General features: G+C 68.5%; 20 protein-coding genes and 1 other RNA gene. 7 read left to right on the top strand and 14 right to left on the bottom strand.

The genetic code is table 11. The annotated features are described in order from the left end of the window. Positions 1 to 91: 91 nt before the first annotated feature. From AC57B8_RS23110 to dnaX, 4 genes are all read right to left on the bottom strand, one after another. Entirely contained in the window at positions 92 to 484 is a 393-nt protein-coding gene (locus tag AC57B8_RS23110; protein WP_496480872.1) for an MAPEG family protein, read from the bottom strand. Positions 485 to 535: 51 nt separating this feature from the next. Then, complete coding sequence (recR, locus tag AC57B8_RS23105) at positions 536 to 1,126, bottom strand: recombination mediator RecR (protein WP_062473120.1); 591 nt, start codon at positions 1,124 to 1,126, stop codon at positions 536 to 538. Between the two features lie 7 nt (positions 1,127 to 1,133). Next, entirely contained in the window at positions 1,134 to 1,466 is a 333-nt protein-coding gene (locus AC57B8_RS23100; RefSeq protein ID WP_007836669.1) for a YbaB/EbfC family nucleoid-associated protein, read from the bottom strand. Between the two features lie 74 nt (positions 1,467 to 1,540). After that, complete coding sequence (gene dnaX, locus AC57B8_RS23095) at positions 1,541 to 3,388, bottom strand: DNA polymerase III subunit gamma/tau (RefSeq protein ID WP_496480871.1); 1,848 nt, start codon at positions 3,386 to 3,388, stop codon at positions 1,541 to 1,543. A gap of 114 nt (positions 3,389 to 3,502) precedes the next feature. On the opposite strand from dnaX, the gene ffs reads away from it, so the two are divergent. Continuing rightward, positions 3,503 to 3,599, top strand: an RNA gene (gene ffs / locus AC57B8_RS23090) — signal recognition particle sRNA small type. Between the two features lie 105 nt (positions 3,600 to 3,704). Further along, the gene (locus tag AC57B8_RS23085) at positions 3,705 to 4,133 is read left to right on the top strand and encodes a GNAT family N-acetyltransferase (protein ID WP_496480870.1); all 429 of its coding nucleotides are present in this window, start codon (positions 3,705 to 3,707) and stop codon (positions 4,131 to 4,133) included. A 12-nt stretch (positions 4,134 to 4,145) separates the two neighbouring features. Here AC57B8_RS23085 and AC57B8_RS23080 read toward each other — a convergent pair whose 3' ends face one another. Genes AC57B8_RS23080 through AC57B8_RS23070 form a run of 3 tightly spaced genes read right to left on the bottom strand, consistent with a single transcriptional unit; the run spans position 4,146 to position 11,205 of the window. Beyond that, complete coding sequence (locus AC57B8_RS23080; protein ID WP_496480869.1) at positions 4,146 to 5,384, bottom strand: TIGR03862 family flavoprotein; 1,239 nt, start codon at positions 5,382 to 5,384, stop codon at positions 4,146 to 4,148. After that, on the bottom strand, positions 5,381 to 8,653 hold the full coding sequence (locus AC57B8_RS23075; RefSeq protein WP_496480868.1) for a UvrD-helicase domain-containing protein: 3,273 nt from the start codon (positions 8,651 to 8,653) through the stop codon (positions 5,381 to 5,383). Before AC57B8_RS23075 ends, AC57B8_RS23080 begins: the two co-directional genes overlap by 4 nt. Further along, positions 8,650 to 11,205 (bottom strand): PD-(D/E)XK nuclease family protein, encoded by a 2,556-nt coding sequence (locus AC57B8_RS23070; RefSeq protein WP_496480867.1) that lies wholly within the window; start codon positions 11,203 to 11,205, stop codon positions 8,650 to 8,652. The genes AC57B8_RS23075 and AC57B8_RS23070 overlap by 4 nt, the downstream gene beginning before the upstream one ends. Before the next feature lie 160 nt (positions 11,206 to 11,365). Between AC57B8_RS23070 and trxA the strand changes: the two genes are divergently transcribed. Both trxA and rho read left to right on the top strand, forming a co-directional pair. Next, positions 11,366 to 11,698: a thioredoxin TrxA gene (gene trxA, locus AC57B8_RS23065; protein WP_042578306.1), complete on the top strand. Its 333-nt coding sequence runs from the start codon at positions 11,366 to 11,368 to the stop codon at positions 11,696 to 11,698. 182 nt (positions 11,699 to 11,880) lie between these two features. Further along, entirely contained in the window at positions 11,881 to 13,146 is a 1,266-nt protein-coding gene (gene rho, locus AC57B8_RS23060) for a transcription termination factor Rho (protein WP_062473130.1), read from the top strand. A gap of 54 nt (positions 13,147 to 13,200) precedes the next feature. On the opposite strand, the gene AC57B8_RS23055 is transcribed toward rho, so the two are convergent. After that, positions 13,201 to 14,268: an oxidoreductase gene (locus AC57B8_RS23055; RefSeq protein ID WP_159271579.1), complete on the bottom strand. Its 1,068-nt coding sequence runs from the start codon at positions 14,266 to 14,268 to the stop codon at positions 13,201 to 13,203. A gap of 197 nt (positions 14,269 to 14,465) precedes the next feature. Here AC57B8_RS23055 and AC57B8_RS23050 point away from each other — a divergent pair, with 197 nt between their 5' ends. The 3 genes from AC57B8_RS23050 (at position 14,466) to AC57B8_RS23040 (ending at position 17,906) form a co-directional block, all read left to right on the top strand. Continuing rightward, entirely contained in the window at positions 14,466 to 14,726 is a 261-nt protein-coding gene (locus AC57B8_RS23050; protein ID WP_056580149.1) for a type B 50S ribosomal protein L31, read from the top strand. 90 nt (positions 14,727 to 14,816) lie between these two features. After that, complete coding sequence (locus AC57B8_RS23045; protein WP_095950234.1) at positions 14,817 to 16,544, top strand: hypothetical protein; 1,728 nt, start codon at positions 14,817 to 14,819, stop codon at positions 16,542 to 16,544. A 3-nt stretch (positions 16,545 to 16,547) separates the two neighbouring features. Continuing rightward, positions 16,548 to 17,906, top strand: a complete 1,359-nt coding sequence (locus AC57B8_RS23040) for an MATE family efflux transporter (protein ID WP_496480866.1) — start codon at positions 16,548 to 16,550, stop codon at positions 17,904 to 17,906. Between the two features lie 16 nt (positions 17,907 to 17,922). On the opposite strand, the gene phoR is transcribed toward AC57B8_RS23040, so the two are convergent. The 6 genes from phoR to pstC are packed head-to-tail and all read right to left on the bottom strand — an operon-like array spanning position 17,923 to position 23,516. Continuing rightward, positions 17,923 to 19,260 carry a phosphate regulon sensor histidine kinase PhoR gene (gene phoR / locus AC57B8_RS23035; protein ID WP_496480865.1) on the bottom strand — a complete coding sequence of 446 codons (1,338 nt, stop codon included), beginning with the start codon at positions 19,258 to 19,260 and terminating at the stop codon, positions 17,923 to 17,925. Positions 19,261 to 19,304: 44 nt separating this feature from the next. After that, positions 19,305 to 19,997, bottom strand: coding sequence for a phosphate regulon transcriptional regulator PhoB (gene phoB, locus AC57B8_RS23030; protein WP_062473140.1), 693 nt, complete (start codon positions 19,995 to 19,997; stop codon positions 19,305 to 19,307). Between the two features lie 31 nt (positions 19,998 to 20,028). Next, positions 20,029 to 20,730: a phosphate signaling complex protein PhoU gene (phoU, locus tag AC57B8_RS23025; RefSeq protein ID WP_062473142.1), complete on the bottom strand. Its 702-nt coding sequence runs from the start codon at positions 20,728 to 20,730 to the stop codon at positions 20,029 to 20,031. A 16-nt stretch (positions 20,731 to 20,746) separates the two neighbouring features. Beyond that, positions 20,747 to 21,532, bottom strand: coding sequence for a phosphate ABC transporter ATP-binding protein PstB (pstB, locus tag AC57B8_RS23020; RefSeq protein WP_056580144.1), 786 nt, complete (start codon positions 21,530 to 21,532; stop codon positions 20,747 to 20,749). Positions 21,533 to 21,549: 17 nt separating this feature from the next. Beyond that, a complete protein-coding gene (gene pstA, locus AC57B8_RS23015; RefSeq protein ID WP_082818044.1) occupies positions 21,550 to 22,434 on the bottom strand; it encodes a phosphate ABC transporter permease PstA in 885 nt (294 codons plus the stop codon). Continuing rightward, positions 22,431 to 23,516, bottom strand: coding sequence for a phosphate ABC transporter permease subunit PstC (gene pstC, locus AC57B8_RS23010; RefSeq protein WP_095745556.1), 1,086 nt, complete (start codon positions 23,514 to 23,516; stop codon positions 22,431 to 22,433). Before pstC ends, pstA begins: the two co-directional genes overlap by 4 nt. Positions 23,517 to 23,529: the final 13 nt, after the last annotated feature.

Raw genomic sequence — 23,529 nt, 5'->3', positions numbered from 1 at the left:
AGGCGTGCGCCCTGTGGGCCTGCATCGGGGTCATCCCGTGCGGGTTTTCACGTAAGCACGAAGGCCTCCTGGAGAAGCCTTCGCCAAGGCGCTATCGCGCCAGAAAAAGTATCGCGATATTGACCAGGAACGCGAGTGCCCAGACCGCGCTGCGCGCGCTCGGCGCGCCGCGGATGTACAGGCCGAGGTAGATCACGCGCAGCACCACGTAGGCCACCGCGAGCATGTCGAGCCGCGCCTGCGCCACGCCGAGCTGGTGCGCAATGACCACCGCGCCGATGAAGAACGGCAGGCCTTCGAAGCTGTTGGCCTGCGCACTGTTGGCGCGTGCGCGCCAGCCGCTTTGCTTGGCGGCCCAGTCGCGCGGATGCATGTTGTCGTGCACGCCGAAGCTGCCCGCCTTCGCGATCCATGCCGCGAGGTACGGCAGGCCGCAGGCGATGAACACGCACCAATAGGCGATGGTGAGCAGGGAGAAGGTCATGGTGGCGACAACAAAGGGGAAGAACGAACGCGGCCTTGCACAGGCCGCGCGTCAGCGGCGATCGACCAGCGCGTGCGCGATCGTGCCGAGGTCGACGTACTCGAGCTCGCTGCCGGCCGGCACGCCGCGCGCCAGACGCGTCACGGTGAGCCCGTGCTGCTTGAGCGCTTCGCCGATCACGTGCGCCGTGGCCTCGCCTTCGGCGGTGAAGTTGGTCGCGAGGATGACCTCGCTCACCGTGCCGTCGCGTGCGCGGTCGAACAGCTTCTGCAGGCCGATGTCCTTCGGCCCGATGCCGTCGAGCGGACTGAGCTTGCCCATGAGCACGAAGTAGTAGCCGCGAAAGGCGCCCGTGCGTTCGAGCGCGGCCTGGTCGGCCGGCGTCTCGACCACGCACAGCTTGGTGCCGTCGCGCCGCGAGTCCATGCAGACATGGCAGATCGGCGCTTCGGTGAAGGTGTTGCACAGCTCGCAGTGCCGCACCTGGCCTGCCGCCTGCTGCAACGCGCGCGCGAGCAGCTGCGCGCCCTCGCGGTCGTGCTGCAGCAGGTGGAAGGCCATGCGCGAGGCCGACTTGACGCCGACACCGGGCAACCGGCGCAGCGCATCGACCAGCGCATCGAGCGAACTGGCGTCTGCCATGCCTCGCTTAGAACGGGAGCTTCATGCCAGGCGGGAGACCGGGCATGCCGGCCGTCAACTTGCCCATCTTCTGCTCGCTGGTTTCCTCGGCCTTGCGCACGGCGGCGTTGAAGGCGGCAGCCACGAGGTCTTCGAGCATGTCCTTGTCGTCGGCCAGCAGGCTGGGGTCGATGGTGATGCGCTTGACGTCGTGCTTGCAGGTCATGACGACCTTGACGAGACCGGCGCCCGACTCGCCTTCGACCTCGATGTGCGCCAGTTCTTCCTGGGCCTTCTTGAGGTTGTCCTGCATTGCCTGCGCCTGCTTCATGAGGCCGGCCAGTTGTCCTTTGTTGAACATCGTTGGTCCTGTCTGTGATGGGTTGGTGATGGAAAGAATACGGGTCGAAAAATGCGGCGACTGCGGCGCCGGCTTCAGAGGGGCTTCAGCGATCCGGGAACAATCTTCGCATCGAAGTCGCGCATCAGCATCTGCACCTCGGGGTCGCTGCGGATGGCTTCCTCGGCCACCCGCTGGCGCTCGTCGGCCGCCTGCTTGTTGCGGCGCGCCGGACTGTCGACCACGCCGCCGATCTCGATGGCCAGCCTCACATTGTGGCCGAGGCCCTGCAGCGCCGCCGTGAGCTTCTCGCGGCTGGACGGCTGGTTGAGCGTTTCACGCTCGATGCGCAGCATCCACTGGTCGGTGTCGCGCGCCACCAGCTGCGACTGCAGCGCGAGCTCGCGCGCCAGTGCCGCCACGCTTTCGGCGGCAACGAGCTGCATGACCGTGGCATGCCAGAAGTCGCCCTCTTCGCTCGGCGGGATTGGGGTGTAGGTGCTGCGCTGTTCTTCTTCGCGCGGCACGTCGCGCTGGCCGGGCGGCGGTTGCACGCGGATCGGCACGCCGACGACATGGGCTGCGGGGGCGTCGGACGCCTCTTGCGGGGCAGGCCGAGGCATGGGCTGGCGCTGCGGGGCATCGACCACCGCGAGCCGCTGGCCGGCCGGCGCGGGTTGCGCGGGCGGTTGCGAAGGCGCGGCAGCAGGTGCCGGATCGGGCACCGAAGGCCGGGAAACCGGGGTGGCTTCGCGCGCGGGAGCCCGCGGCGCGGCGCTACCGGCGTCATTCAGAGTTTTTTTTTCCGTGGAGGCCGTCGAGGCGGCCGCGTGGGAAGGCTTGAAGGCCAGCAGCCGCAACAGCACCATGGTCAGCGCCGCGTACTCATCGGGCGCCAGGCCCAGCTCGCCACGCCCATGCAGGCACAGGCTGTACAGCAGCTGCGTCTCGTCGGCGGGCATCAGCGACGCCAGGCGCGCCGTGTCGGCCGCGTCGGGGTCGGTGGCCGCATCGGCCGATTCGGCGCGCGAGGGCACGGCCTGCAGCACGGCCATGGCCTGCAGCACCGCCGTCATTTCTTCGAGCGTGGACGCGGCGGACATGCCGTCGCGACGCAGCGCCTCGGAGGTGTCGACGACGGTCTTGCCGTCGCCTTGTGCCAGCGCTTCGATCAGGCGGAACACATGGCCGCGGTCGACGCTGCCGAGCATCTGGCGCACACCGGTCTCGAGCAGCTCGCCGTTGCCGAAGGCGATGGCCTGGTCGGTGAGCGAGAGCGCGTCGCGCATCGAGCCGCGCGCGGCGCGCGCCAGCAGACGCAGCGCCTGCGGCTCGGCCGGCACCTGCTCGGTCTGCAGCACGCTCGTGAGGTGTTCGAGCACCGTCTCGGGCGCCATCGGCCGCAGGTTGAACTGCAGGCAGCGCGACAGCACCGTCACCGGCACCTTCTGCGGATCGGTCGTGGCCAGCACGAACTTGAGGTACTCGGGCGGCTCCTCGAGCGTCTTGAGCATCGCGTTGAACGCGGTGTTCGTGAGCATGTGCACTTCGTCGATCATGAAGACCTTGAAGCGCCCCTGCACCGGCTTGTAGACCGCCTGCTCGAGCAGCGACTGCACTTCGTCCACGCCGCGGTTGGAGGCCGCGTCGAGCTCGGTGTAGTCGACGAAGCGACCCGAATCGATGTCCTGGCAGGCCTGGCACACGCCGCAGGGCGTGGCCGTGATGCCGCCCTGCCCGTCCGGGCCCTGGCAGTTGAGCGACTTGGCCAGGATGCGCGACACCGTGGTCTTGCCCACGCCCCGCGTCCCGGTGAACAGATAGGCGTGGTGCAGGCGCTGCGTCGTCAGCGCGTTTTCCAGCGCCTGGACCACATGCCCCTGACCGACCATCTCACCGAAGGTTTTCGGACGGAACTTGCGAGCGAGCACGAGATAAGACATTGCGGGCATTCTAAAAGGCGCGGCGGGGGTCACTTCACGCTTGTTTCCCATCCGCCGTCGAAATGATTCACGCCCCGGCCAAGGGGGCAAATCCGCGCGGTTAGAATGCAGGCTGACGGGCCTCCCTGCATGGTGAAGTGGCCAACCGGGTCAGGTGGGGAACCAAGCAGCCCTAACTGCGTAGTCAGTGCCAGGGGTAAGGCTCGTCAACCTAACATCCAGAAGCCGTGAGTTCCTTTTCAGAGAACTTACGCGCCGTGTCCAGGGGTTACCAACGCCGGACACCTCAAATTCCCAGAACTTCGCGCAGCCATCCATGAACTTGGACATCCGGCCCGCCCGCATCAGTGATCTCGAAGCGCTGGTGCGCCTCGACACCGTGGCCGCGCACGATGCGCGCCGCGCCGTGCAGATCAAGGGCTGGATCGAAGATCGCTTCTGCCATGTGATCGAGATCGATGGCGAGATCGCCGCCTACGGCGTGCTGCACCACCACTTCTTCGACTGCGGTTTCATCGAAATGCTCATGGTCGGCGAACCATTTCGCCGCAAGCGCCTCGGCCAGAAGCTCGTCGATCACTTCCAGTCGATCTGCGAGCGCCCCAAGCTCTTCACCTCCACGAACCGCTCCAACACGGCGATGCAATCGCTGCTGAAAGAAGCCGGATTCAGGGAGAGCGGCCACATCGAGAACCTCGATGCGGACGACCCCGAGCAGGTGTTCTTCTGGCCCTGCGAGCGCTGAGCAGGCCTGCGGCTACAGCCCCAGCCGCTGGATCGCGCCGCGCGCTGCAGCCGCGCCGCTGGCCATCGCCGCCGTGAGCAGGTAGCCGCCGGTCGGCGCCTCCCAATCCAGCATTTCCCCTGCCGCGAACACGCCGGGCAGCGCCGTCGCCATCAGGGCCGGATCGAGCGCGTCGAAGCGCACGCCGCCCGCCGTGCTGATCGCCTCGTCGACCGGCCGCGTCGCGACCAGCTTCAGCGGCACCGCCTTGATGGTGGCCGCCAGTTGCGCCGGGTCCTGCATCGCTTCCTTGCTCAGCGCTTCGTGCAGCACGCCCGCCTTGATGCCCTCGATGCCGAGACGGCTCTTGAGATGGCTGCTCAGCGAACGCGCGCCGCGCGGATGCTTCACCGCGGCGAGCACCTGTTCGGCGCTGCGGTCGGGCAGCAGGTCGAGCAGCAGCGTCGCACTGCCGTTCGCTGCAATTTCGTCGCGCAGCAGCGCCGACGCTGCATAGACCAAGCTGCCTTCGATGCCGGTGGCCGTGGCGACGAACTCGCCCTTGCGCGCAAAGTGCCGCCCCTGGCTGTCGGTGAAGGCGATCGCGACCGACTTGAAAGGCTGCCCCGCGAAGCGGCTCGAGAAATGCTCGCTCCAGCCTGCGCCGTCGAAGCCGCAATTGGCCGGCAGCAGCGGCGCCACCGCCACGCCCTGTGCCTGCAGCCACGGCGCCCACGCGCCGTCGGAGCCCAGGCGCGCCCAGCTCGCGCCGCCCAGGGCCAGCACCACGGCGTCGGCCTTGGCGCTGACCTCGCCTGTCGGCGTCACGAAGCGCAGCGCGTTCGCATCGAAGGCCCCGTCGCCCACCCAGCGGTGCCGCATGTGGAACTGCACGCCCGCGGCGCGCAAACGATGCAGCCAGGCACGCAGCAAGGGCGCGGCCTTCATGTCGGTCGGGAACACGCGACCCGAGGTGCCGACGAAGGTCTCGATGCCCAGTCCGGCCGCCCACTCGCGGGCCTGTTGCGGACCGAAGGCCGCAAGCAGCGGCTCGAGCTGCGCACGGCGCTCGCCGAAGCGGGTCACGAACACGTCGAAGGGCTCGGAGTGCGTGAGGTTGAGGCCGCCGCGGCCGGCCAGCAAAAACTTGCGGCCCACCGAGGGCATCGCGTCGTACACATGCACCTGCGCGCCGGACGCGCTCAGCACTTCGGCCGCCATCAGGCCGGCAGGTCCGCCGCCGATGACGGCGACGGTAGAAGAAACAGTCATTCGAGATTCACCAGTTCGCCCTGCCCGGTCAGGAACGCGGCGCGCACCGTGGCACCGGGGTAGGCATGTTGCACGGCAGCGCGGTAGCGCTGCATTTGTGCGATCAGGGCCGCGTCCCGTTCGGGGCGCGCGGCCGATTTGTAGTCGAGGATCCACCATGCGCCGGTGGAGCGCTCGCGCACCAGCCTGTCGATGCGCAAGGTATCGCCCTCGTGGACCAGCGTGACTTCATTGCCATGCCAGTCGATGCTGCGATCGTCCCACACCCAGGCACCGGCGCCCGCGCGGATGCGCTGGGCCAGCGCCGCGGCGCCACGTGCCTGCTGCGGATCGAGCATGAATTCGCGCGCAGCCGCCCGCACATGGGCCGGTGGCAAGGCTTCGCCGGGCACCGCCCATTCGAGCAGCCGGTGCATGGCCTGGCCGAACGCGGCGGCGCGCGCGTCGACCGTGGCGTCTTGTGCCTTTTTCTTTTCGGGCGGCGCACCGGTTGCAGCCACGAGCGGTGCGGGCAGGCGCTTCATCGCGAAGGTGCCCACCCCGCTCTCGCCGGCAGCAGAGGCTTCGACCAGCGGCTCGTCGGCCTCGGTCGGCTCGCACAGCGGCTCCAGCCGCGCCCACCAGCTGCCCTCGTTGGCGCGCGACGGCTTCACCGACGACAGCACCAGCCGCTCGCGGGCCCGCGTGGTCGCCACGTAGAGCCCGTTGAGTTCTTCGCGGTGGCGCGCACGCTGCTCTTCTTCGAGCAGCGCGGCGGAGCAGGCCGGCGGGGTCTTCTCGCTGGCCAGGAACACGAAGCGCGTCGGCGCGCTGTCGCTGCCCTTCCACTCGACCAGCACGCCCATGGTCTGCGCGCGCGGCGGCGGGGCGTCGCAGTCGAGCATCAGCACGGTGTCGGCTTCGAGGCCCTTGGCACCGTGCACGGTCAGCAGCTGCACCGCCTCGGGCGCGGCCACGGTGGGCGCGCGCACGCCGCCCGCGCGCAAGGCGCGCACCAACGCGTAAGGCGTGGCGAAGCGCGCACCGTCGATGTCGAGCGAGGCGGCGACCAGCCCGCGCAGGTTGGCCAGCGCGCTCTGGCGCAAGGCCGCCGGCACCGCGGCGCCGAACTTCGCGAGCACGTCGCCGTCGTGAAAGATCGCGTCCAGTGCGTCGTGCGGCGGCATCGCCATCAGCCAGCGCTGCCAGCGGCGCAGCTGCACGCCCGCCTCGGTCAGCACGGTCGGCAGGCCTTCGCCCTTCTGGATCAAAGAGAACCAACTGGCCACCGGCGTCTCGCGCTGGCAGCGCGCCAGCTGCACCAGCGTGTCGTCGTCGATGCCGAACAGCGGCGACTTGAGCGCGCGCGCCAGCGACAGGTCGTGCGCGGGCGACACCAGCGCGTCGAGCAGCGCGACCACGTCCTGCACTTCGGGTGCATCGTTCAGGTCGTTCTTCTCGGGCTGCTGCACGGGGATGTGGCGGCGGCGCAGCGCGTCCTGCATGGCCGACAAGCGGCTGCGGCGGCGCGCCAGCACCATTATCTGGCGCGGCGGTGTGCCGTCGGCGATGCGTTGCGCGACCCAGCGCGCGGCCTGCTCGCATTCCTTCTGCAACAGCTGTTCTTCGGGCAGCACGCGCGGCGTGACGAGGCTGTCGCGCCAGTGCAGCATGCCGTCGTCGGCCGGCGCGGCGGCCGCCGTGGTGTCGAGCGCGTCGCGGTCGATGGCGGGCAGCTTCAGCAGCTCGCCGTCGTCGCCGCGCTCGGTGGTGTGGGCGCGGTAGCCGTCGAACTCGCCGGCGGCCTGCGCGGCCAGCATCGCGCTGTTGACGAGGCCGACCACGGCGCGCGCGTTGCGGTGCGTGTGGTCGCAGTTGAGCAGTTCGCCGCCGAGGCCTTCGCGCACGAACTTCTTGGCCGCGATGAACACCTGCGGCTCGGCGCGGCGAAAACGGTAGATGCTCTGCTTGGGGTCGCCCACGATGAACACGCGCGGCGCACTGCCGCCCGCACCCGTGTAGGCGCTGAGCCAGCCGTAGAGCGCCTGCCACTGCAGCGGGTTGGTGTCCTGGAACTCGTCGATCAGCAGGTGCGCGACGCGCGCGTCGAGCCGCTCCTGCACCCAGCCCGACAGCGCCGACTGGCCCAAGAGCAGCTGCGCGGCCTGTTCGACGTCGTTCATGTCGACCCAGCCGTGGGCGCGCTTGACCTCGCCGAAGGCGGTGATCAAAAGGCGCGTGAGCCGCGTCATGCGCTGCTGGTACAGCCAGGCCGCGTGCTGCGCCTGCGCCGCGCACAGCAGCTGCAGTTCGGTCTCGGCCTCTTGCGCCGCGGGGAATTTCTGCAGGTTCTTGGTGAGCCGGTCTTCGCTGGCGACGAAGAAGGTCTTGCGCAGCACGGCGAGTGCATCGGCCAGCGCCTCGGGCGCGGGCTCGCCCGTGCCGAACACGTCGATGATGGCTTCGGCCGCCTTCTGCGGTGTCTTGTTGGCTTCGCGGCCGAGGACGGCGGCACGGTCGAGCCAGCGGCGGCGCACGGCCTCGCCGCGCAGCGCGTCGGTCGGCACCTCCAGCCCCTGCAGGGCCGGGTACAGCACGTCGAACGGCGTCACGGCATCCTGGGGATCGGACAGCGAGAACTCGACGCGCTTCGACAACGCCTCGCCCAGCGCCTTCGCCGTCTGCGAGCGGCCGTGGGTGGCGACGACGGCGTAGTAGTCGGCCAGCGCGCGCGCGTCGCCGGTCACGGCCTCGAAGAACGGCCGCCAGGTGTGGTTGCGCGCCTCCGCATCGTCTTCGAGCAGCTCGTAGTTCGCGGGCAGCCCCAGCTCGCGCAGCACGGCGAGCGGCGCATTGCGCAGCAGGCCCGCGAACCACGCGTGGAAGGTGCGGAACTGCACCGGGCGCCCGCCTTCGAGCAGGCGCCGGTAGAGCCCCTGCAGGCGCGGCACAGCCGCCTGCGCGGCCTCCGGTGTCATGCCGCGCATCACGAGCTCGCGTTGCGACGCGGCCGGATCGAGTTCGGCGAACAGCGCGAGCCACTGGTCGAGCCGCTCGCGCATTTCGCCGGCGGCCTTCTTGGTGAAGGTGATGGCCAGGATCTCGTGCGGCTCGCAGGCGGAATCGCCCTCCTCGAGCAGCGCGCGCACGATGCGCGACACCAGCATCCAGGTCTTGCCGGCGCCCGCGCAGGCTTCGACCGCGACCGAGCGCCGCGGATCGCAGGCGACGGTGTAGAAGGCCTCGCGCGCGACGTGCCGGCCGTTGTGTTCGTAGGCTGCGCCGTTCATGGCGTGACCTCCCAGAAATCCTTGCGGCACAGGCCGCGTGCGGCGCAGAAATCGCAGACGCTGCCCTCGCCCAGCGGCGGCAGCGGCGCGCCCTGCGCGATGCGCGCGAAGTCGTCGATGATGCCGGCGACCAGCGCATCGCGCGCCTCGACCACGGCGGGCTGCTCGACGGTCTGCGTGCCGGACGACTTCTCGCCCACGTTGACGTAGGCCGCGCGCAAGGTGTCGTCGGCGACCAGCGCTGCGTAGAAGGCGAGCTGCGTGTCCTCGGTCGGGTCTTTCACGCGCTCCTTGGTGACGGAGGCGGTCTCGGTCTTGTAGTCGATCACGAAGGGCTGGCCGTCGGCTGTGCGGTCAACGCGGTCGAGCCGGCCGACCAGCCGCAGGGTGCCCAGGGGCTGCTCTTTCCAGGGCTCGGCCTCGACGAAGACCGCCCCGTCCGCTTCATGTTTCGCGAGCCAGTCGAGATACCCGTCGCGCACCGCCGGCCACGCGGCGGCGAAGGGCAGGAACTCGGCGTCGGAGTAGCCGAGCGTCTGCGTGACATCGCGCGCGGTGTCGGCCAGCAGCGTGGCGCGCGCCTGCGCATCACTGATCGGTGCGTCGCGCAGGGTCTCGTGGAACTGGCCGAGCACCGCGTGCAGCCAGTTGCCGAAGTCGCGCTTGTCGACCTCGGCATCGAGCTCGTCGGCGGTGCGCAGGCCCAGCTGGCGCAGCGCGAAGAAGCGATAGGGGCAGCGGCGCAGGTCTTCGTAGACGCTGGTCGACACGTTGGTGAGCGGCAGCAGCGCGCCCGAGGGCGTGGGCCGCAGGGTCGGCGTGACGGCAACGTCGCGCGGCGTGCGCGGATCGACGCCCGGCTGCAGCGCGTGGGCGAGCTGCAGGGCCTGCACCAGCGGACTCGGCCGCACGGGTTCGCCGCTGGCGTCGGAATGGCGCCAGACCAGGTCGCAGCTCGGGTTGCGCGTGGCCATGGCCCAGGCCGCGCGCTGCGCGACCTCCAGCACCTCGCGCGAGGCCAACCCCAGGTCGAGGCGCTGCGCCGCGCTCCAGTTGCCCGGCGGTTCGGGCGACGCGGGCATGCGGCGGTCGTCGCAGCCGGGAATGACGACGGCGCCGAAGACGCGGCCCAGCAACTGGTACATCGGCAACACGGACACCTTGGGCGCCTCGTCGCCGGCGGGCGGGACGAAGCTGGCGTCCTCGAGCACGTCGCGCGCCCAGGCCGTGAACTCGGCCAGGCTGTGGCGCCCGCCGGGGAACTCATCTTCCTCGCCGTGCGCGTCGGCATCGAGCCAGAGGGCGGCGATCACCTTGGCGCCCGCGAAGTCGGCGGCGAGCGCGTCCCACTGCTCGCCGGCCGTCAGCAGCTCGCGCAGCGCGCGGTGCCACTCGGCCAGCGAGCGCGCGCGCGCCATCGGGGCGCGGCGGGTTTCGATGGTGGCGGTGAACGTGCGCAGGCTTTCGTCCTGCGGCTTGTCGCTGCGCGCGATCAACGCGCACCAGGCCTGCCAGTCGCGCACGCCTTCGCGTCGCAGGCGCATTTCAAGCGCCTGCACGGCGAACGCATCGACCTCGGCGCCGCTCTTGAGCCATTCGAGCACCTGGTCGGTGGCGGCGTCGTGTGCGCAGGCGCGCAAGGCACTCATCAGCGTGGCGGCGGCGCGCGTGGTGGACAGCTTCCAGCCGGTTTCGTCGTGCGTGACGATGCCCTGGGTGCTCAGTTGGGCACTGATGCGGCGGGTGAGCGCGCGGTCGGTGGCGACGAGCGCGACGGGCGCGCGGCCCTCTGCCAGGTGCTGCAGCACGCAGGCGGCGGCCAGTTGGGCCTCGTCTTCGGGGTCGAGCGCCACGTGCGCGTGGGCGGCAGATGGCGGGGCATCGGCGGGCACGAGCGGGATGCGGATCGCGCGGTCGCCCCACAGCGCGCACAGGGCCTGCGTGAGCGGGTCGGTCTGGAAGCCTTCGAGCACGATCAGCGCATCGACCTGGCTGCGCGCCGCGTCGCGCAGCAGCACGTCGGTCGCGTAGCCCGAGTTCGCGGCCCAGGCCACGGCGACACGGATCAGCGCGCTCTCGATGCGGAACCACTCCGACTCGCTGCCGGCATCGGCCACCTTGGACGCCCCTTGGGCCCAGTCGCTGCCGCGCACGTCAGGCGCCACGGCGGATGCCAGCGGCGCCAGCTGGTAGGCCAGCTCGACCACGCGCCCCGCGAGCGCGAAGCGTTCGGCCTGGAAGCCCGATTGCGCGAGCAGGCCCTGGGCCGTGACCAGGTCGCGCGCCATGTCGAAGGCGATGTCGTAGCCGGACGGCAGGAAGCCGCCCGCGCTGCGCGCCCAGTTGTGCGTGGTCTCGAAGCGCGGCACGAAGCCCGGGCTGCCGCAGCGCGCCCACATGCCGCGCGCGACCGCCATCAACTGCGCATACGGCACCAGCACCACGGTGCGCGCCGCATGCAGCTGCCGTTCGCCGAGCGCGCGCACGATCCGCGCGACGACGCCGTCGGCGGGATCGCACCACAGGGCCTGGACAGGGTGGCCTTCGTTCATGTTCTATCGAGGGGGTTGAGGGGGTCGGCGGCAGGGCCGCAAAGGGCTTTGGCTATCGCCGCCATAGCCGGGCCGCATGGCACGTCACCCCTTGGTTTCTGTCACAATGACCAGCACTTTAGCTGCACCGAAACTCTCTCTGCGCACAAGGACACATCACATGGCCAGCGAACTGATCAAACACATCTCCGATTCTTCCTTCGAGGCCGACGTGCTCAAGTCCAGCCAGCCGGTTCTGGTCGACTACTGGGCCGAATGGTGCGGTCCCTGCAAGATGATCGCCCCGATCCTGGACGAAGTCTCGGCCACCTACGAAGGCAAGCTGCAGATCGCCAAGCTCAACGTCGACGAGAACCGCGACATCCCCGCCAAGTTCGGCATTCGCGGCATCCCCACGCTGATGCTGTTCAAGGACGGCCAGCTGGCCGCCACCAAGGTCGGCGCCATGAGCAAGGCGCAACTCACGGCCTTCATCGACCAGCAACTCGCCTGATGCATTTCTTCCGGCCAGCGCGCAATGCGTTGGCCGGGGCGATTTTCCTGTCATAATCGCCCTCAGTTCACCGGGCCTTTCATCAGGCAACCGGTTCGAGTTCCCCGGTTCGTGAGGCAGTTCTTGCCCCACATCAAACCTCCCCCCGTTCCCGATTCGATTACCCCTCCAGGGGTCGTTCCATGCACTTAAACGAACTCAAGGCACTCCACGTGTCTGAAGTCTTCAAGCAGGCTGAGGCGCTTGAGATCGAAAACATCGGCCGCATGCGCAAGCAAGAGCTGATGTTCGCGATCATCAAGAAGCGCGCCAAGGCCGGCGAACAGGTCTTCGCCGACGGTGTGCTCGAAATCCTGCCCGACGGCTTCGGCTTCCTGCGCAGCCCCGACACCAGCTTCACGGCCAGCACCGACGACATCTACATCTCGCCCAGCCAGGTGCGGCGCTTCAACCTGCACACCGGCGACATGATCGAAGGCGAAGTGCGCACGCCCAAGGACGGCGAGCGCTACTTCGCACTGACCAAGCTGGACAAGGTCAACGACGGCGCACCCGAAGCCAACAAGCACAAGGTGATGTTCGAGAACCTGACGCCGCTGTTCCCCAAGGAACAGATGAAGCTGGAACGCGAAGGCGTCAAGGGCGAAGAGAACCTCACCGGCCGCATCATCGACATCATCGCCCCCATCGGCAAAGGCCAGCGCGCCCTGCTCGTGGCACCGCCCAAGAGCGGCAAGACGGTGATGATGCAACACATCGCCCACGCGATCAGCGCCAACTACCCCGACGTGCACATGATGGTGCTGCTCGTGGACGAGCGCCCTGAAGAAGTGACCGAAATGCAGCGCACGGTGAAGGGCGAAGTCATTGCTTCGACCTTCGACGAGCCCGCAGCGCGCCACGTGCACGTCGCCGAAATGGTGATCGAGCGCGCCAAGCGCCTGGTCGAACTCAAGAAGGACGTGGTGATCCTGCTGGACTCGATCACCCGTCTGGCCCGCGCCTACAACAACGTCGTGCCCTCGTCGGGCAAGGTGCTGACCGGTGGTGTCGATTCGAACGCACTGCAGCGTCCCAAGCGCTTCCTGGGCGCCGCGCGCAACGTGGAAGAAGGCGGCTCGCTGACCATCATCGGCACCGCGCTGATCGACACCGGCAGCCGCATGGACGAAGTGATCTTCGAAGAGTTCAAGGGCACCGGCAACTCCGAAATCCACCTGGACCGCCGCCTGTACGAAAAGCGCGTGTTCCCCTCGATCCAGCTCAACCGCAGCGGCACGCGCCGCGAGGAACTGCTGCTGGCCCCCGAGATCCTGCAGAAGACCCGCATCCTGCGTCAGCTCATGTACAACATGGACGAGATCGAGTCGATGGAGCTGATGCTCAAGAACATGAAGGCGACCAAGACCAATGTCGAGTTCTTCGACATGATGCGTCGCGGCGGCTGAGCTTCAGGCTCTTCCGCAAAAGCGCGTTGACCCTCACGGGTCAACGCGCTTTTTTCATGGGCGCTCGATGCGGATGGCGCGGCCTTCGGTGGCGCTCTGGCGGCCGATGTCGAGCAGCTCCATCAGCGCGACAGCCTGCTCGGGCGGCACAGGATTCAATCCCTTGCCGAGGATCGCATCGCGGATCGCCGCGTAGTAGTCGACGTAGTTGCCGGCCTGCGTCGGCACCGCGCGAAAGTGCGGTGCGCCGTCGCTGCCCGTCAGCGTGAGTTCGCCATCGAGTGGATCGGCGCCCCACCCTTCGGCCGGCGGTCGCTGGCCGGCGCGCAGCGCGTCTTCCTGCGTGTCGACGCCGTGCTTGACGTAGCTCCCGCGCGTGCCGTGCACGATGTAGCGCGGCGCCGCATGGGCCGCGAGCGTCGTGGCGTGCAGCACCACGCGCAAAGGCGCATGAGGGCCGCTCTCGTAGCGCAGCACGGCATGGAAATAGTCTTCGACCAGCGCGCCGTCGCGCAAGGCGGCGGTGTCGAGCTGCAGCGTGTCGGGCCGACCGAACAGCTGCACGGCCTGGTCGAGCAGGTGCGAACCCAGGTCCACCCACAGGCCCGCGCCCGGCACGGGCTGCTCCCGCCAGCGCTCGCGAACCTCGGGACGGAAGCGGTCGAAATGCGACTCCAGGTACACCGGGCGCCCCAGATCGCCAGACGCCAGGACCTGCTGGAGCGTCAGGAAATCGGCGTCGAAACGCCGGTTCTGGTAGACCGAGAGCACGCGATTGTTGCGCGCAGACAACAACTCGAGATCCCGCGCTTCGGCCACATCGAGCGTGAACGGCTTGTCGACGACCACGTGCTTGCCCGCCTCCAGCGCCGCCTTGGCGACCGGATGGTGCTGGGCATTGGGCGTCGCCACCACCACGAGGTCGATGTCCGTCCGGGCGACCAGCGCCGCCACGTCGGGCACCACGGCCACGCCGGGCCAGTCGGCATGCACCTTGTGCGGCTGCGAGCTCGCCACGGCCGCCAGTTCGAGTCCCGGAACGGCCGAGAGCACGGGCGCGTGAAAGGTCTGGCCGGCGAAACCGTAGCCGACAAGGCCGGCGCGAAGGGGTGTAGAGGTCATGGAAGGGCCCGGTTTGCTCGCAATTGGGGCAGTATGCGATAATCATGGGCTCCGCGAAAAGTGCGGCTGGGCACGTCGCCCGGCTTCCTTGGCCTTCACTTCACGTCAAGACCTCAGGGCGGCGCGCCAGATTGCTGGCACGCTGGTGGCTCTCGCATCGACCGCGCATTGATTCCAACAGCGCAAAAGGAAACACCATGGCAAAAGAAGGCATCCACCCGAATTACCGCGAAGTTCTGTTCGTCGACATGTCGAACGGCTTCAAGTTCGTGACCCGTTCGTGCGCGAACACCAAGGAAATGGGCAAGACCGACGACGGCCGCGAGCTGCCCCTGTTCAAGCTCGACACCACGAGCGAATCGCACCCCTTCTACACCGGCACGCAAAAGTCGGTGGACAACATGGGTGGTCGCGTCGAGAAGTTCCGCAACCGCTTCGGCAAGACCGCTGCCAAGTAATCAGGCACGCGCTCTGGCGTCGAGGGCAGCCCGGTTTACCGCGCTGCCCTTTTTCTTTCCAATCACCCCTTCGCCTCTTCCGCCTCGCCCTTGAACCAGCCGACCCCCGCGATCGTTGCCCAGAATGCCGTACGCCGGCTGCCGCGCGTCGCGTTGCTGCTGCTGTGCGCGGCCTACCTGCTGCCGGGCCTGCTCGGCCGGGGCCCCTGGAAGAGCGCCGACATCACGGCCTTCGGCTACATGGCCGAGCTGGCCCGCAGCACCGAAGGCATCGCCCGCTGGTTCGACCCGCTGCTGCTGGGCATGCGACCCGAGACCCCCGCGCTGATCCCCTACTGGATCGGCGCCTGGGCGATCCAGCTTGCCCCCTCGTGGGTCAACCCCGACCTGGCCGTGCGCTTCGTGTTCGCGCTGATGCTGTGGGGCACCTTCACCGCGACCTGGTACGCCGTCTATTACCTCGCCCGCACGCCACGCGCCCAGCCCGTGGCCTTTGCCTTCGGCGGCGAGGCGCGCCCCACCGACTACGCCCGCGCCATCGCGGACGGCGGCCTGCTGGCGCTGATCGCTTCGCTGGGCCTGGCCCAGTTGGGGCATGAAACCACCCCCGCACTGGCGCAGCTGTACTTCGCCTCGCACCTGTTCTACGGCGTCGCCGCACTGCCCTACCGCCGCGTCGGCCCGGTGATCGCGCTCGCGGTCGGCACCCTCGGCATGACGCTGAGCGGCGGGCCGACGGTCGGCCTTGCGCTGGCGATCGGCAGCGCCGTGTACATGGCCTACGAGCGCCACCAGCGCGCCATCCGTGCAGCGGAAGGCTACAGCGACGACGAGAGCCCCGGCTTCACGCTGGGCGCGCTGCTGACGATGGTCGGCATCACCGTGCTGGCCGCCGCGCTGGTCTTCGGCCTGGGCCTGGCGCAATGGAAGATCACGCTGGGCCATTCGCTGCTGTCCGACGTGCGCAGCCAGGCCAAGCTGCTGCTGTGGTTCACCTGGCCGGTCTGGCCGCTCGCGATCTGGACGCTCTGGCGCTGGCGCCGCCAGTGGCTCGAGCGCCACGTCGCGCTGCCGCTGTGGTTCGCGCTGGTGCCGCTGGCCGCCACCTGGACCACCGACTTCTCCGACCGCTCCCTGCTGCTGGCCCTGCCCGCCTTCGCCACGCTGGCAGCCTTTGCGCTGCCGACCTTCCGGCGCAGCGCGGCGGCGCTGATCGACTGGTTCAACGTGCTGTTCTTCAGCGGCCTGGCCGTGCTCGGCTGGATGTACTGGATCGCCATGCTGACCGGCGCGCCGCGCAAGCCGGCCGCCAGCGTGGCGCGGCTGGTGCCGGGCTTCGTGGCCGAGTTCTCGCCGGTCGCCTTCGTGCTCGCCCTGGCCGCCACGCTGGCCTGGTGCTGGCTGGTGCGCTGGCGCACCGGGCGCCATCGCGCCGCGCTCTGGAAGACGCTGGTGCTGCCGGCCGGCGGCACCGCGCTGTGCTGGATGCTGCTGATGACGCTGTGGCTGCCGTCCATCGACTACGCGCGCAGCTACGTCCCGCAGGTGCGCGCCGTGACCGAGCGCATCGGCCACCCGCGCTGCGTCGCCGAGTTGGCGCTGAGCCGGCCGCACGTCGCGGCGCTGCGCCACCACGGCAACCTCAACCTGCAGCCGCTGCTGCTGGGCAACGACTGCCCCTGGCTGCTCGTGAGCCCCGACACCATCGAGCGGCTGCACACCATCATCCCGCTGGAACAGTGGCGCTTCAGCGGCACCCTGCGCCGTCCCAGCAGCCCCGCGGACGACCTGCTGCTCTACGAAAAGATCGTGCGCTGACCCGTGAGCAGCAGCACGCACGGGAACGAACGCGGACTCATCGCACGGCACGCCGGCACGGTGCTGATCGGCCAGCTGGCCGTGATGGCCTTCGGCGTGGCCGACACCATCATCGCGGGCCGTTATTCCGAAGGCGCGCTGGCCGCGCTGTCGGTGGGCGCCGCCATCTTCGTCAGCGTGTATGTCTCGCTGATGGGCGTGCTGCAGGCGCTGCTGCCGGTGTGGGCCGAACTGCACGGCGCCAACCGGGGCAGCGAGATCGGCCGCTCGGTGCGCCAGTCGCTCTACCTCGCAGCCATCGCCGTCGTGGTCGGAATGACCGTGCTGCTGCTGCCCGGCGCCGCGCTGCGCTGGACGCAGGTGCCGGCCGACATGCGCGGCGAGGTCGAGGCCTACCTCGCGGTGCTGGCCTTTGCGCTGGCGCCCGCCCTGCTCTTTCGCCTCTTCAGCACGCTGAACCAGAGCCTGGGCAAGCCCAAGCTCGTGACGTGGCTGCAGCTGGCCTCGCTGCTCGTGAAACTGCCGCTGTCGGTCTGGTTCACCTTCGGCGGCGCCGGCCTGCCGGCGATGGGGCTGGTGGGCTGCGCCTGGGCCACGCTGTGCGTGAACTGGGCCATGCTGGGCTGCGCGGTCTGGCTGCTGCGCCACGGCGCGTTCTACCGCGGCTACCGGCTGTGGGAACGCATCGAGGCGCCCGACTGGCGCCAGATCCGCCTGTTCGCGCGGCTGGGCGTACCCGGCGGCCTCGCGGTGCTGGTGGAAGTGACCTCGTTCACGCTGATGGCGCTCTTCATCGCGCGCCTGGGCACTGCGGCCGCGGCCGCGCACCAGATCGCCTCGAACCTGCTGGCCGTGGCCTACATGACGCCGCTGTCGCTTGCCATCGCGACCAGTGCGCGCGTGAGCTTCTGGCTCGGTGCCGGCGACACCGCCCGGGCGCGCCATGCCTGCCGCCTGGGCTTCGAACTCACCGCCCTGTTCGCCCTGCTCTATGCCGGCGCGATGGCCGTGTTCCGCACGCAGCTCGCCAACGTGTACTCCGACAACCCGGCCGTGATCGCGATGGCGGCGGCGCTGCTGACCACGGTGGCGCTGTATCACATCGCCGATGCGTTCCAGACGCTGTGCGTCTTCGTGCTGCGCTGCTACCGCGTGACGCTGGCGCCGCTGGTCATCTACTGCGCGATGCTCTGGGGCATGGGGCTGGGCGGCAGCTACCTGCTGGCCTACCGCGGCCTGGGGCCGTGGCCGGCCATGCAGTCACCGCTGGCTTTCTGGATCATGAGCGCCGCGGCGCTGGCGCTCACGGCGCTGTTGTTCGTCGCGCTGCTGCGCTGGACGATGAAGGCGCGGGCCCGCTGAGGGCCACGCGGCTTGCTTACTTACTCATCACGCGCGCTTCGCGCACGCGCGTCGCCGGGAACAGCAACGCGAAGCGGCTGCCCTTGCCCACCGTGCTTTCGATCCGCAGCTCGGTGCCGTGGCGCTGCGCGATGTGCTTCACGATCGCCAGCCCCAGTCCCGTGCCGCCGGTCTCGCGCGAGCGGCTGCGGTCGATGCGATAGAAGCGCTCGGTGAGCCGCGGAATGTGTTCGGCGGCAATGCCCGGGCCCGTGTCGCGCACGGCGTATTCGCCGCGCCCGTCAGGCAGCACCCGCCAGGTCACCACCACCTCGCCGCCACCGGGCGTGTAGCGGATGGCGTTGCTCACGAGGTTCGACATCGCACTCTGCAACTCGGTCGGCGCGCCCGACAGTTCGGACTCGGCCTCGGACGTGAACGTGAGCCGGTGCCCCTGCGGCGTGAGCCGGCCCGACAGGCCGCGCCCTTCGTCCTCGCACTGCGCCAGCAGCGCGCGCATGCGCACCCACTGGTTGCCCGACGGCGCCGCGCTGCCTTCGAGGCGCGACAGCGTCAGCAGGTCGTTCACCAGCGTTTCCATGCGGTGCGACTGCTGCCCCATCAGCGACAGGTAGCGCGTGCGTTCGTCGGCATCCAGCGGCAGGTTCTGCAGCGTCTCGACAAAGCCGGCCAGCACCGTGAGCGGCGTGCGGATCTCGTGCGACACGTTGGCCACGAAGTCGCGCCGCATCGCCTCGGCCTGCTCCAGCGCCGTGATGTCGCGCGTGAGCAGCATGCGCCGGTTGCCGGCGTAGGGATGCACCTGCACCGACAACCGCACCGGATGGCCGCGATGCTGTGCATGCACGAGACCAGGCGCGTCGATGACGACGTCGCGGCTGTAGTTCCACGAGGCCAGGTAGGCCACGAACGCCGGATCGCGCACGAGGTTCGCCAGGTGCTGCAGCAGGTCGCGCTCGGCATCGATGCCGAACTGGCCCGCCGCCGTCTGGTTGCACCACTCGATGCGGCCCTGCTCGTCGAGCAGCACCACGCCGTTGGGCGACGCCTGGATCGCGGCCAGGAACTCCTGCAGCCGGTCTTCGGCCTGCCGGGTCTGTTGTTCGCGGTCGCGCAGCAGCTTGCGGATGCGCTCCGAAAGCTCGCCCCACACGCCCGGCCCGCGCGACGGCAGCCCGGCCGCGTCGTTGCGCAGCACGCGCAGCAGGCGTTCGGCGCGCCAGGCATCGAAGCCCAGCCAGAGCACCGCGCCCAGCCAGGCGCCCAGCCAGCCGTACTTCCAGCCGAAAAGGCCGACAGCGCCCGCCGCAATTGCGAGGGACGCTATTAAAAAAGTAGCAATACGAAAAGGCATGGCGGGCGATTATCCGCGCCCGCCGCCGAGGCTCACGGCGCTGCTCACACTGTGACTTGGGCCGTCAGCCGGTAACCCGCTCCGCGAACGGTTTCCACCATCGGCGCAGCCACGCCCAGCGACTCGCGCAGGCGCTTGACGTGCACGTCGACCGTGCGTTCCTCGATGTAGACGTGGTCGCCCCACACCTTGTCCAGCAGCTGCGCGCGGCTGTGCACGCGCTCGGCATGCTGCATCAGGTAGGCCAGCAGCTTGAACTCGGTCGGGCCGACCTTCAGTGCCCCGCCCTGCCAAGTGACGCGGTGGGTGGAGGTGTCGAGGGCCAGTTCGCCGATCTCGACGCGCTCGGTCACCACCTCGGGCGCGCGGCGGCGCAGCACAGCGCGGATGCGCGCCAGCATTTCCTGCGTGGAGAACGGCTTGGTGATGTAGTCGTCGGCCCCGGCATCGAGGCCGGCGACCTTGTCGGGCTCGTCGCCGCGCGCCGTGAGCATCAGGATCGGGATGGCCTTGGTGCGCGGGTCTTTGCGCCACTGGCGCGCGAGCTGCAGGCCGCTCTGGCCCGGCAGCATCCAGTCGAGCAGGATCAGGTCCGGCAGGAAGGCGTCGATTTCACGCTGGGCGGCGGCACCGTCTTCGGACCAGATCGGCTCGAAGCCGTTGTGGCGCAGGTTGACGGCGATCAGCTCGGCGATCGAGGATTCGTCTTCGACGATCAGGACTCTTGGTTTCTTCATGCGTTATGGGGAGTCTTTGCGGCGACGGTCGTCACTGCAATGCCGACTCGATTTCCTCCATCGAAGTGTGCCGCACATCGGCGCCCTTGACGATGTAGATGATGAACTCGGCGATGTTCTTGGCGTGGTCGCCGATGCGTTCGATGGCCTTGGCCAGGAACAGCAGGTCCAGGCTGGCGGAGATGGTGCGCGGGTCTTCCATCATGTAGGTGACCAGCTTGCGCACGAAGCCGTCGAACTCCTTGTCGATGAGGTCGTCGTCCTTGAGGATCGACAGCGCGGCGGCCGTGTCCAGGCGCGCGAAGGCGTCCAGCGCGGTGCGCAGCAGGTTCGAGGCCAGGTCGGCGGCAATGCGCAGCTCGGTGGTGGGCAGCTGGCGGGCCGAACCGCTCTCGATGATCGACTTGACCATGCGCGCGATCTTGTTGGCCTCGTCGCCCACGCGCTCCAGGTTGGCGGTAGTCTTGCTGATGGCGATCAAGAGGCGCAGGTCGCGTGCCGTGGGCTGGCGGCGGGCGATGATCGACGACAGTTCGCGGTCGATCTCGATCTCCATCGCGTTGACGCGGTGCTCGGTCTCCATCACGCGGTCGGCGGCTTCGGCGTCGAACTGCAGCAGGGCGTACACGGCCTGGTGGATCTGCGACTCGACCATGCCGCCGAGCTCCATCACGCGCGACGAGACGCCGTTGAGTTCGCTGTCGAACTGGCTGGAAAGGTGTTTCTCGGTCATGGTGTTTCCTTTGACTTCAACCGAAGCGGCCGGTGATGTAGTCCTCGGTCTCCTTGCGCTGCGGCTTGAAGAACATCTGTTCTGTGGCACCGAACTCAATCAGGTCGCCGAGGTACATGTAGGCGGTGTAGTCGCTGCAGCGGGCGGCCTGCTGCATGTTGTGGGTCACGATGACCACGGTGTACTCGTTTTTCAGCTCGGCGATCAACTCTTCGATCTTTGCGGTCGAGATCGGGTCGAGTGCCGAACACGGTTCGTCGAGCAGCAGCACTTCGGGCTTGATCGCGATGCCGCGTGCAATGCACAGGCGCTGCTGCTGGCCGCCGGAGAGGCCCGAGCCGCTTTGCTGCAGCTTGTCGCGCACTTCGGTCCACAGGGCTGCCTTCTTCAGGGCCCACTCGACGCGGTCGTCCATTTCGCTGGCCGACAGATTTTCGAACAGCTTCACGCCGAAGGCGATGTTGTCGTAGATCGACATCGGGAACGGCGTGGGCTTCTGGAACACCATGCCGACCTTGGCGCGGATCAGCGCCACGTCCTGCTTGGACGTGAGCAGGTTCTCGCCGTCCAGCGCAATGGTGCCTTCGGCGCGCTGCTCGGGGTACAGCTCGAACATGCGGTTGAAGGTGCGCAGCAGGGTCGACTTGCCGCAGCCCGACGGGCCGATGAAGGCCGTGACCTTGTTCTCGGGGATCTCCAGGTTGATGCCCTTGAGCGCGTGGAACTTGCCGTAGTAGAAGTTCAGGTCCTTGACCGAGATCTTCGAGCGCGACGGTTGTTGTTGTGCGACGGTGTTTGGCATGTTGGCGCCTTCTTGATTTAGTGTTTGTTGCGCGTCAGCACGCGCGCCAGGATGTTGAGGGCAAGCACGGCGACGGTGATCAGGAACACACCGGCCCAGGCCAGTTGTTGCCAGTTCTCGTACGGGCTCATGGCGAACTTGAAGATCGTGACCGGCAGGCTGGCCATCGGCTGGCTCACGTCGGCGGTCCAGAACTGGTTGTTCAGCGCGGTGAAGAGCAGCGGCGCGGTTTCGCCGGCGATGCGGGCCACGGCCAGCAGCACACCTGTGACCACACCGGCGCGCGCGGCGCGCAGCGTGATGCTGAGAATGACCTTCCACTTCGGCGTGCCCAGTGCGTAGGCCGCTTCACGCAGGCCCGGCGGCACCAGCTGCAGCATGTTCTCGGTGGTGCGGATCACCACCGGAATCACGATGAGCGCCAGCGACAGCGCGCCGGCCAGGCCCGAGAAGGTCTTGAAGTAGGCCACCACCACCGCGTAGACGAACAGGCCGATCACGATCGAGGGCGCCGACAGCAGGATGTCGTTGACGAAGCGCGTGACCGAGGCCAGCAGGCCCTTGGGGTTGTACTCGGCCAGGTAGATGCCGGCCATGATGCCGATGGGCGTGCCCACGAAGGTCGCCAGCATCACCATCACGAACGAACCGAAGATGGCGTTGGCGATACCGCCCGCCTCGTTCGGCGGCGGCGTCATCTCGGTGAAGGTGGCGAGTGCCAGGCCGCCCACGCCCTGGCGCAGCGTTTCCCACAGGATCCACACGAGCCAGAACACGCCGAACGCCATCGCGGCGAGCGACAGCGTGAGGGCGATCTTGTTGACGCGGTTGCGCGCGGCGAACTTCGCCTGGCGCGTCTCTGCCAGGGTCTTGGCGTTGATCAGGTTTTGCGCGGTGCTCACGACTTGGTTCCTTCGCTCTTCTTCATCTGGGCCAGCAGCATCTTCGAGAGCGACAGCACGACGAAGGTGATGAAGAACAGCACAAGGCCGAGGTACATCAGCGCAGCCTGGTGCAGGCCCGCGCCGGCTTCGGCGAATTCATTGGCGAGGGCCGAGGTGATGCTGTTGGCCGCCTCGAACACCGACAGGGAGTTGAGCTGGTTCATGTTGCCGATCACGAAGGTGACGGCCATGGTCTCGCCCAGTGCGCGGCCCAGGCCGAGCATGATGCCGCCGATCACGCCGGCCTTGGTGTAGGGCAGCACGACCTTGGAGACGACTTCCCAGGTGGTGGAGCCCAGGCCGTAGGCCGACTCCTTGAGCAGCGCGGGCGTCACTTCGAACACGTCGCGCATCACCGAGGCGATGAACGGAATGATCATGATCGCCAGGATGATGCCGGCCGACAGGATGCCGATGCCCACGGGCGGGCCGGACACCAGGGCACCGAGGTACGGCACGCCAGCCAGCAGCTTTTGCAGCGGCTGCTGCACCCAGGTGGAAAGAATGGGGCCGAAGACCAGCAGGCCCCACATGCCGTACACGATGGACGGCACGGCAGCCAGCAGTTCGATGGCGGTGCCCAACGGGCGCTTGAGCCAGTTGGGCGAGAGTTCGGTCAGGAACAGCGCGATGCCGAAGCTCACCGGCACGGCGATCACCAGTGCGATGAACGAGGTGGCCAGCGTGCCGTAGATCATCACGAGGCCGCCGTACTCGTCCTTCACCGGGTCCCACACGCTGCTCGTGAGGAAGCCGAGGCCGTACTTCGAAATGGCGGGCCAGGCGCCGGCAACGAGCGACAGCAGGATGCCGATCAGCATCGCGAGCGTCAGCAGCGCGGCGCCCTTGGCGGCCCAGCCGAAGAGGCGGTCGGCCATGGGGCCGGAACGTGCCGCCTTGACGGGCGGCGGAGGAGCGGCGGAGGTGCGCGCGCGCTCGGCCGCGAGGTCGAGGGAGGCGGCAGCAGCGGGGAAGGTGGATGACACGGGTCGCTCCGGCAAAGACGAAAGCGGCGCGTCCTGGAGCGAAGAGTTGCTCATGGGCGCGCCGTCC

The sequence above is a fragment of the Variovorax sp. BGA-UO-ETr-C22 genome (assembly GCF_059567965.1).
The sequence above is the reverse complement of the archived record's forward strand: the minus strand, read 5'-3'. Positions and strand labels throughout refer to the sequence as shown.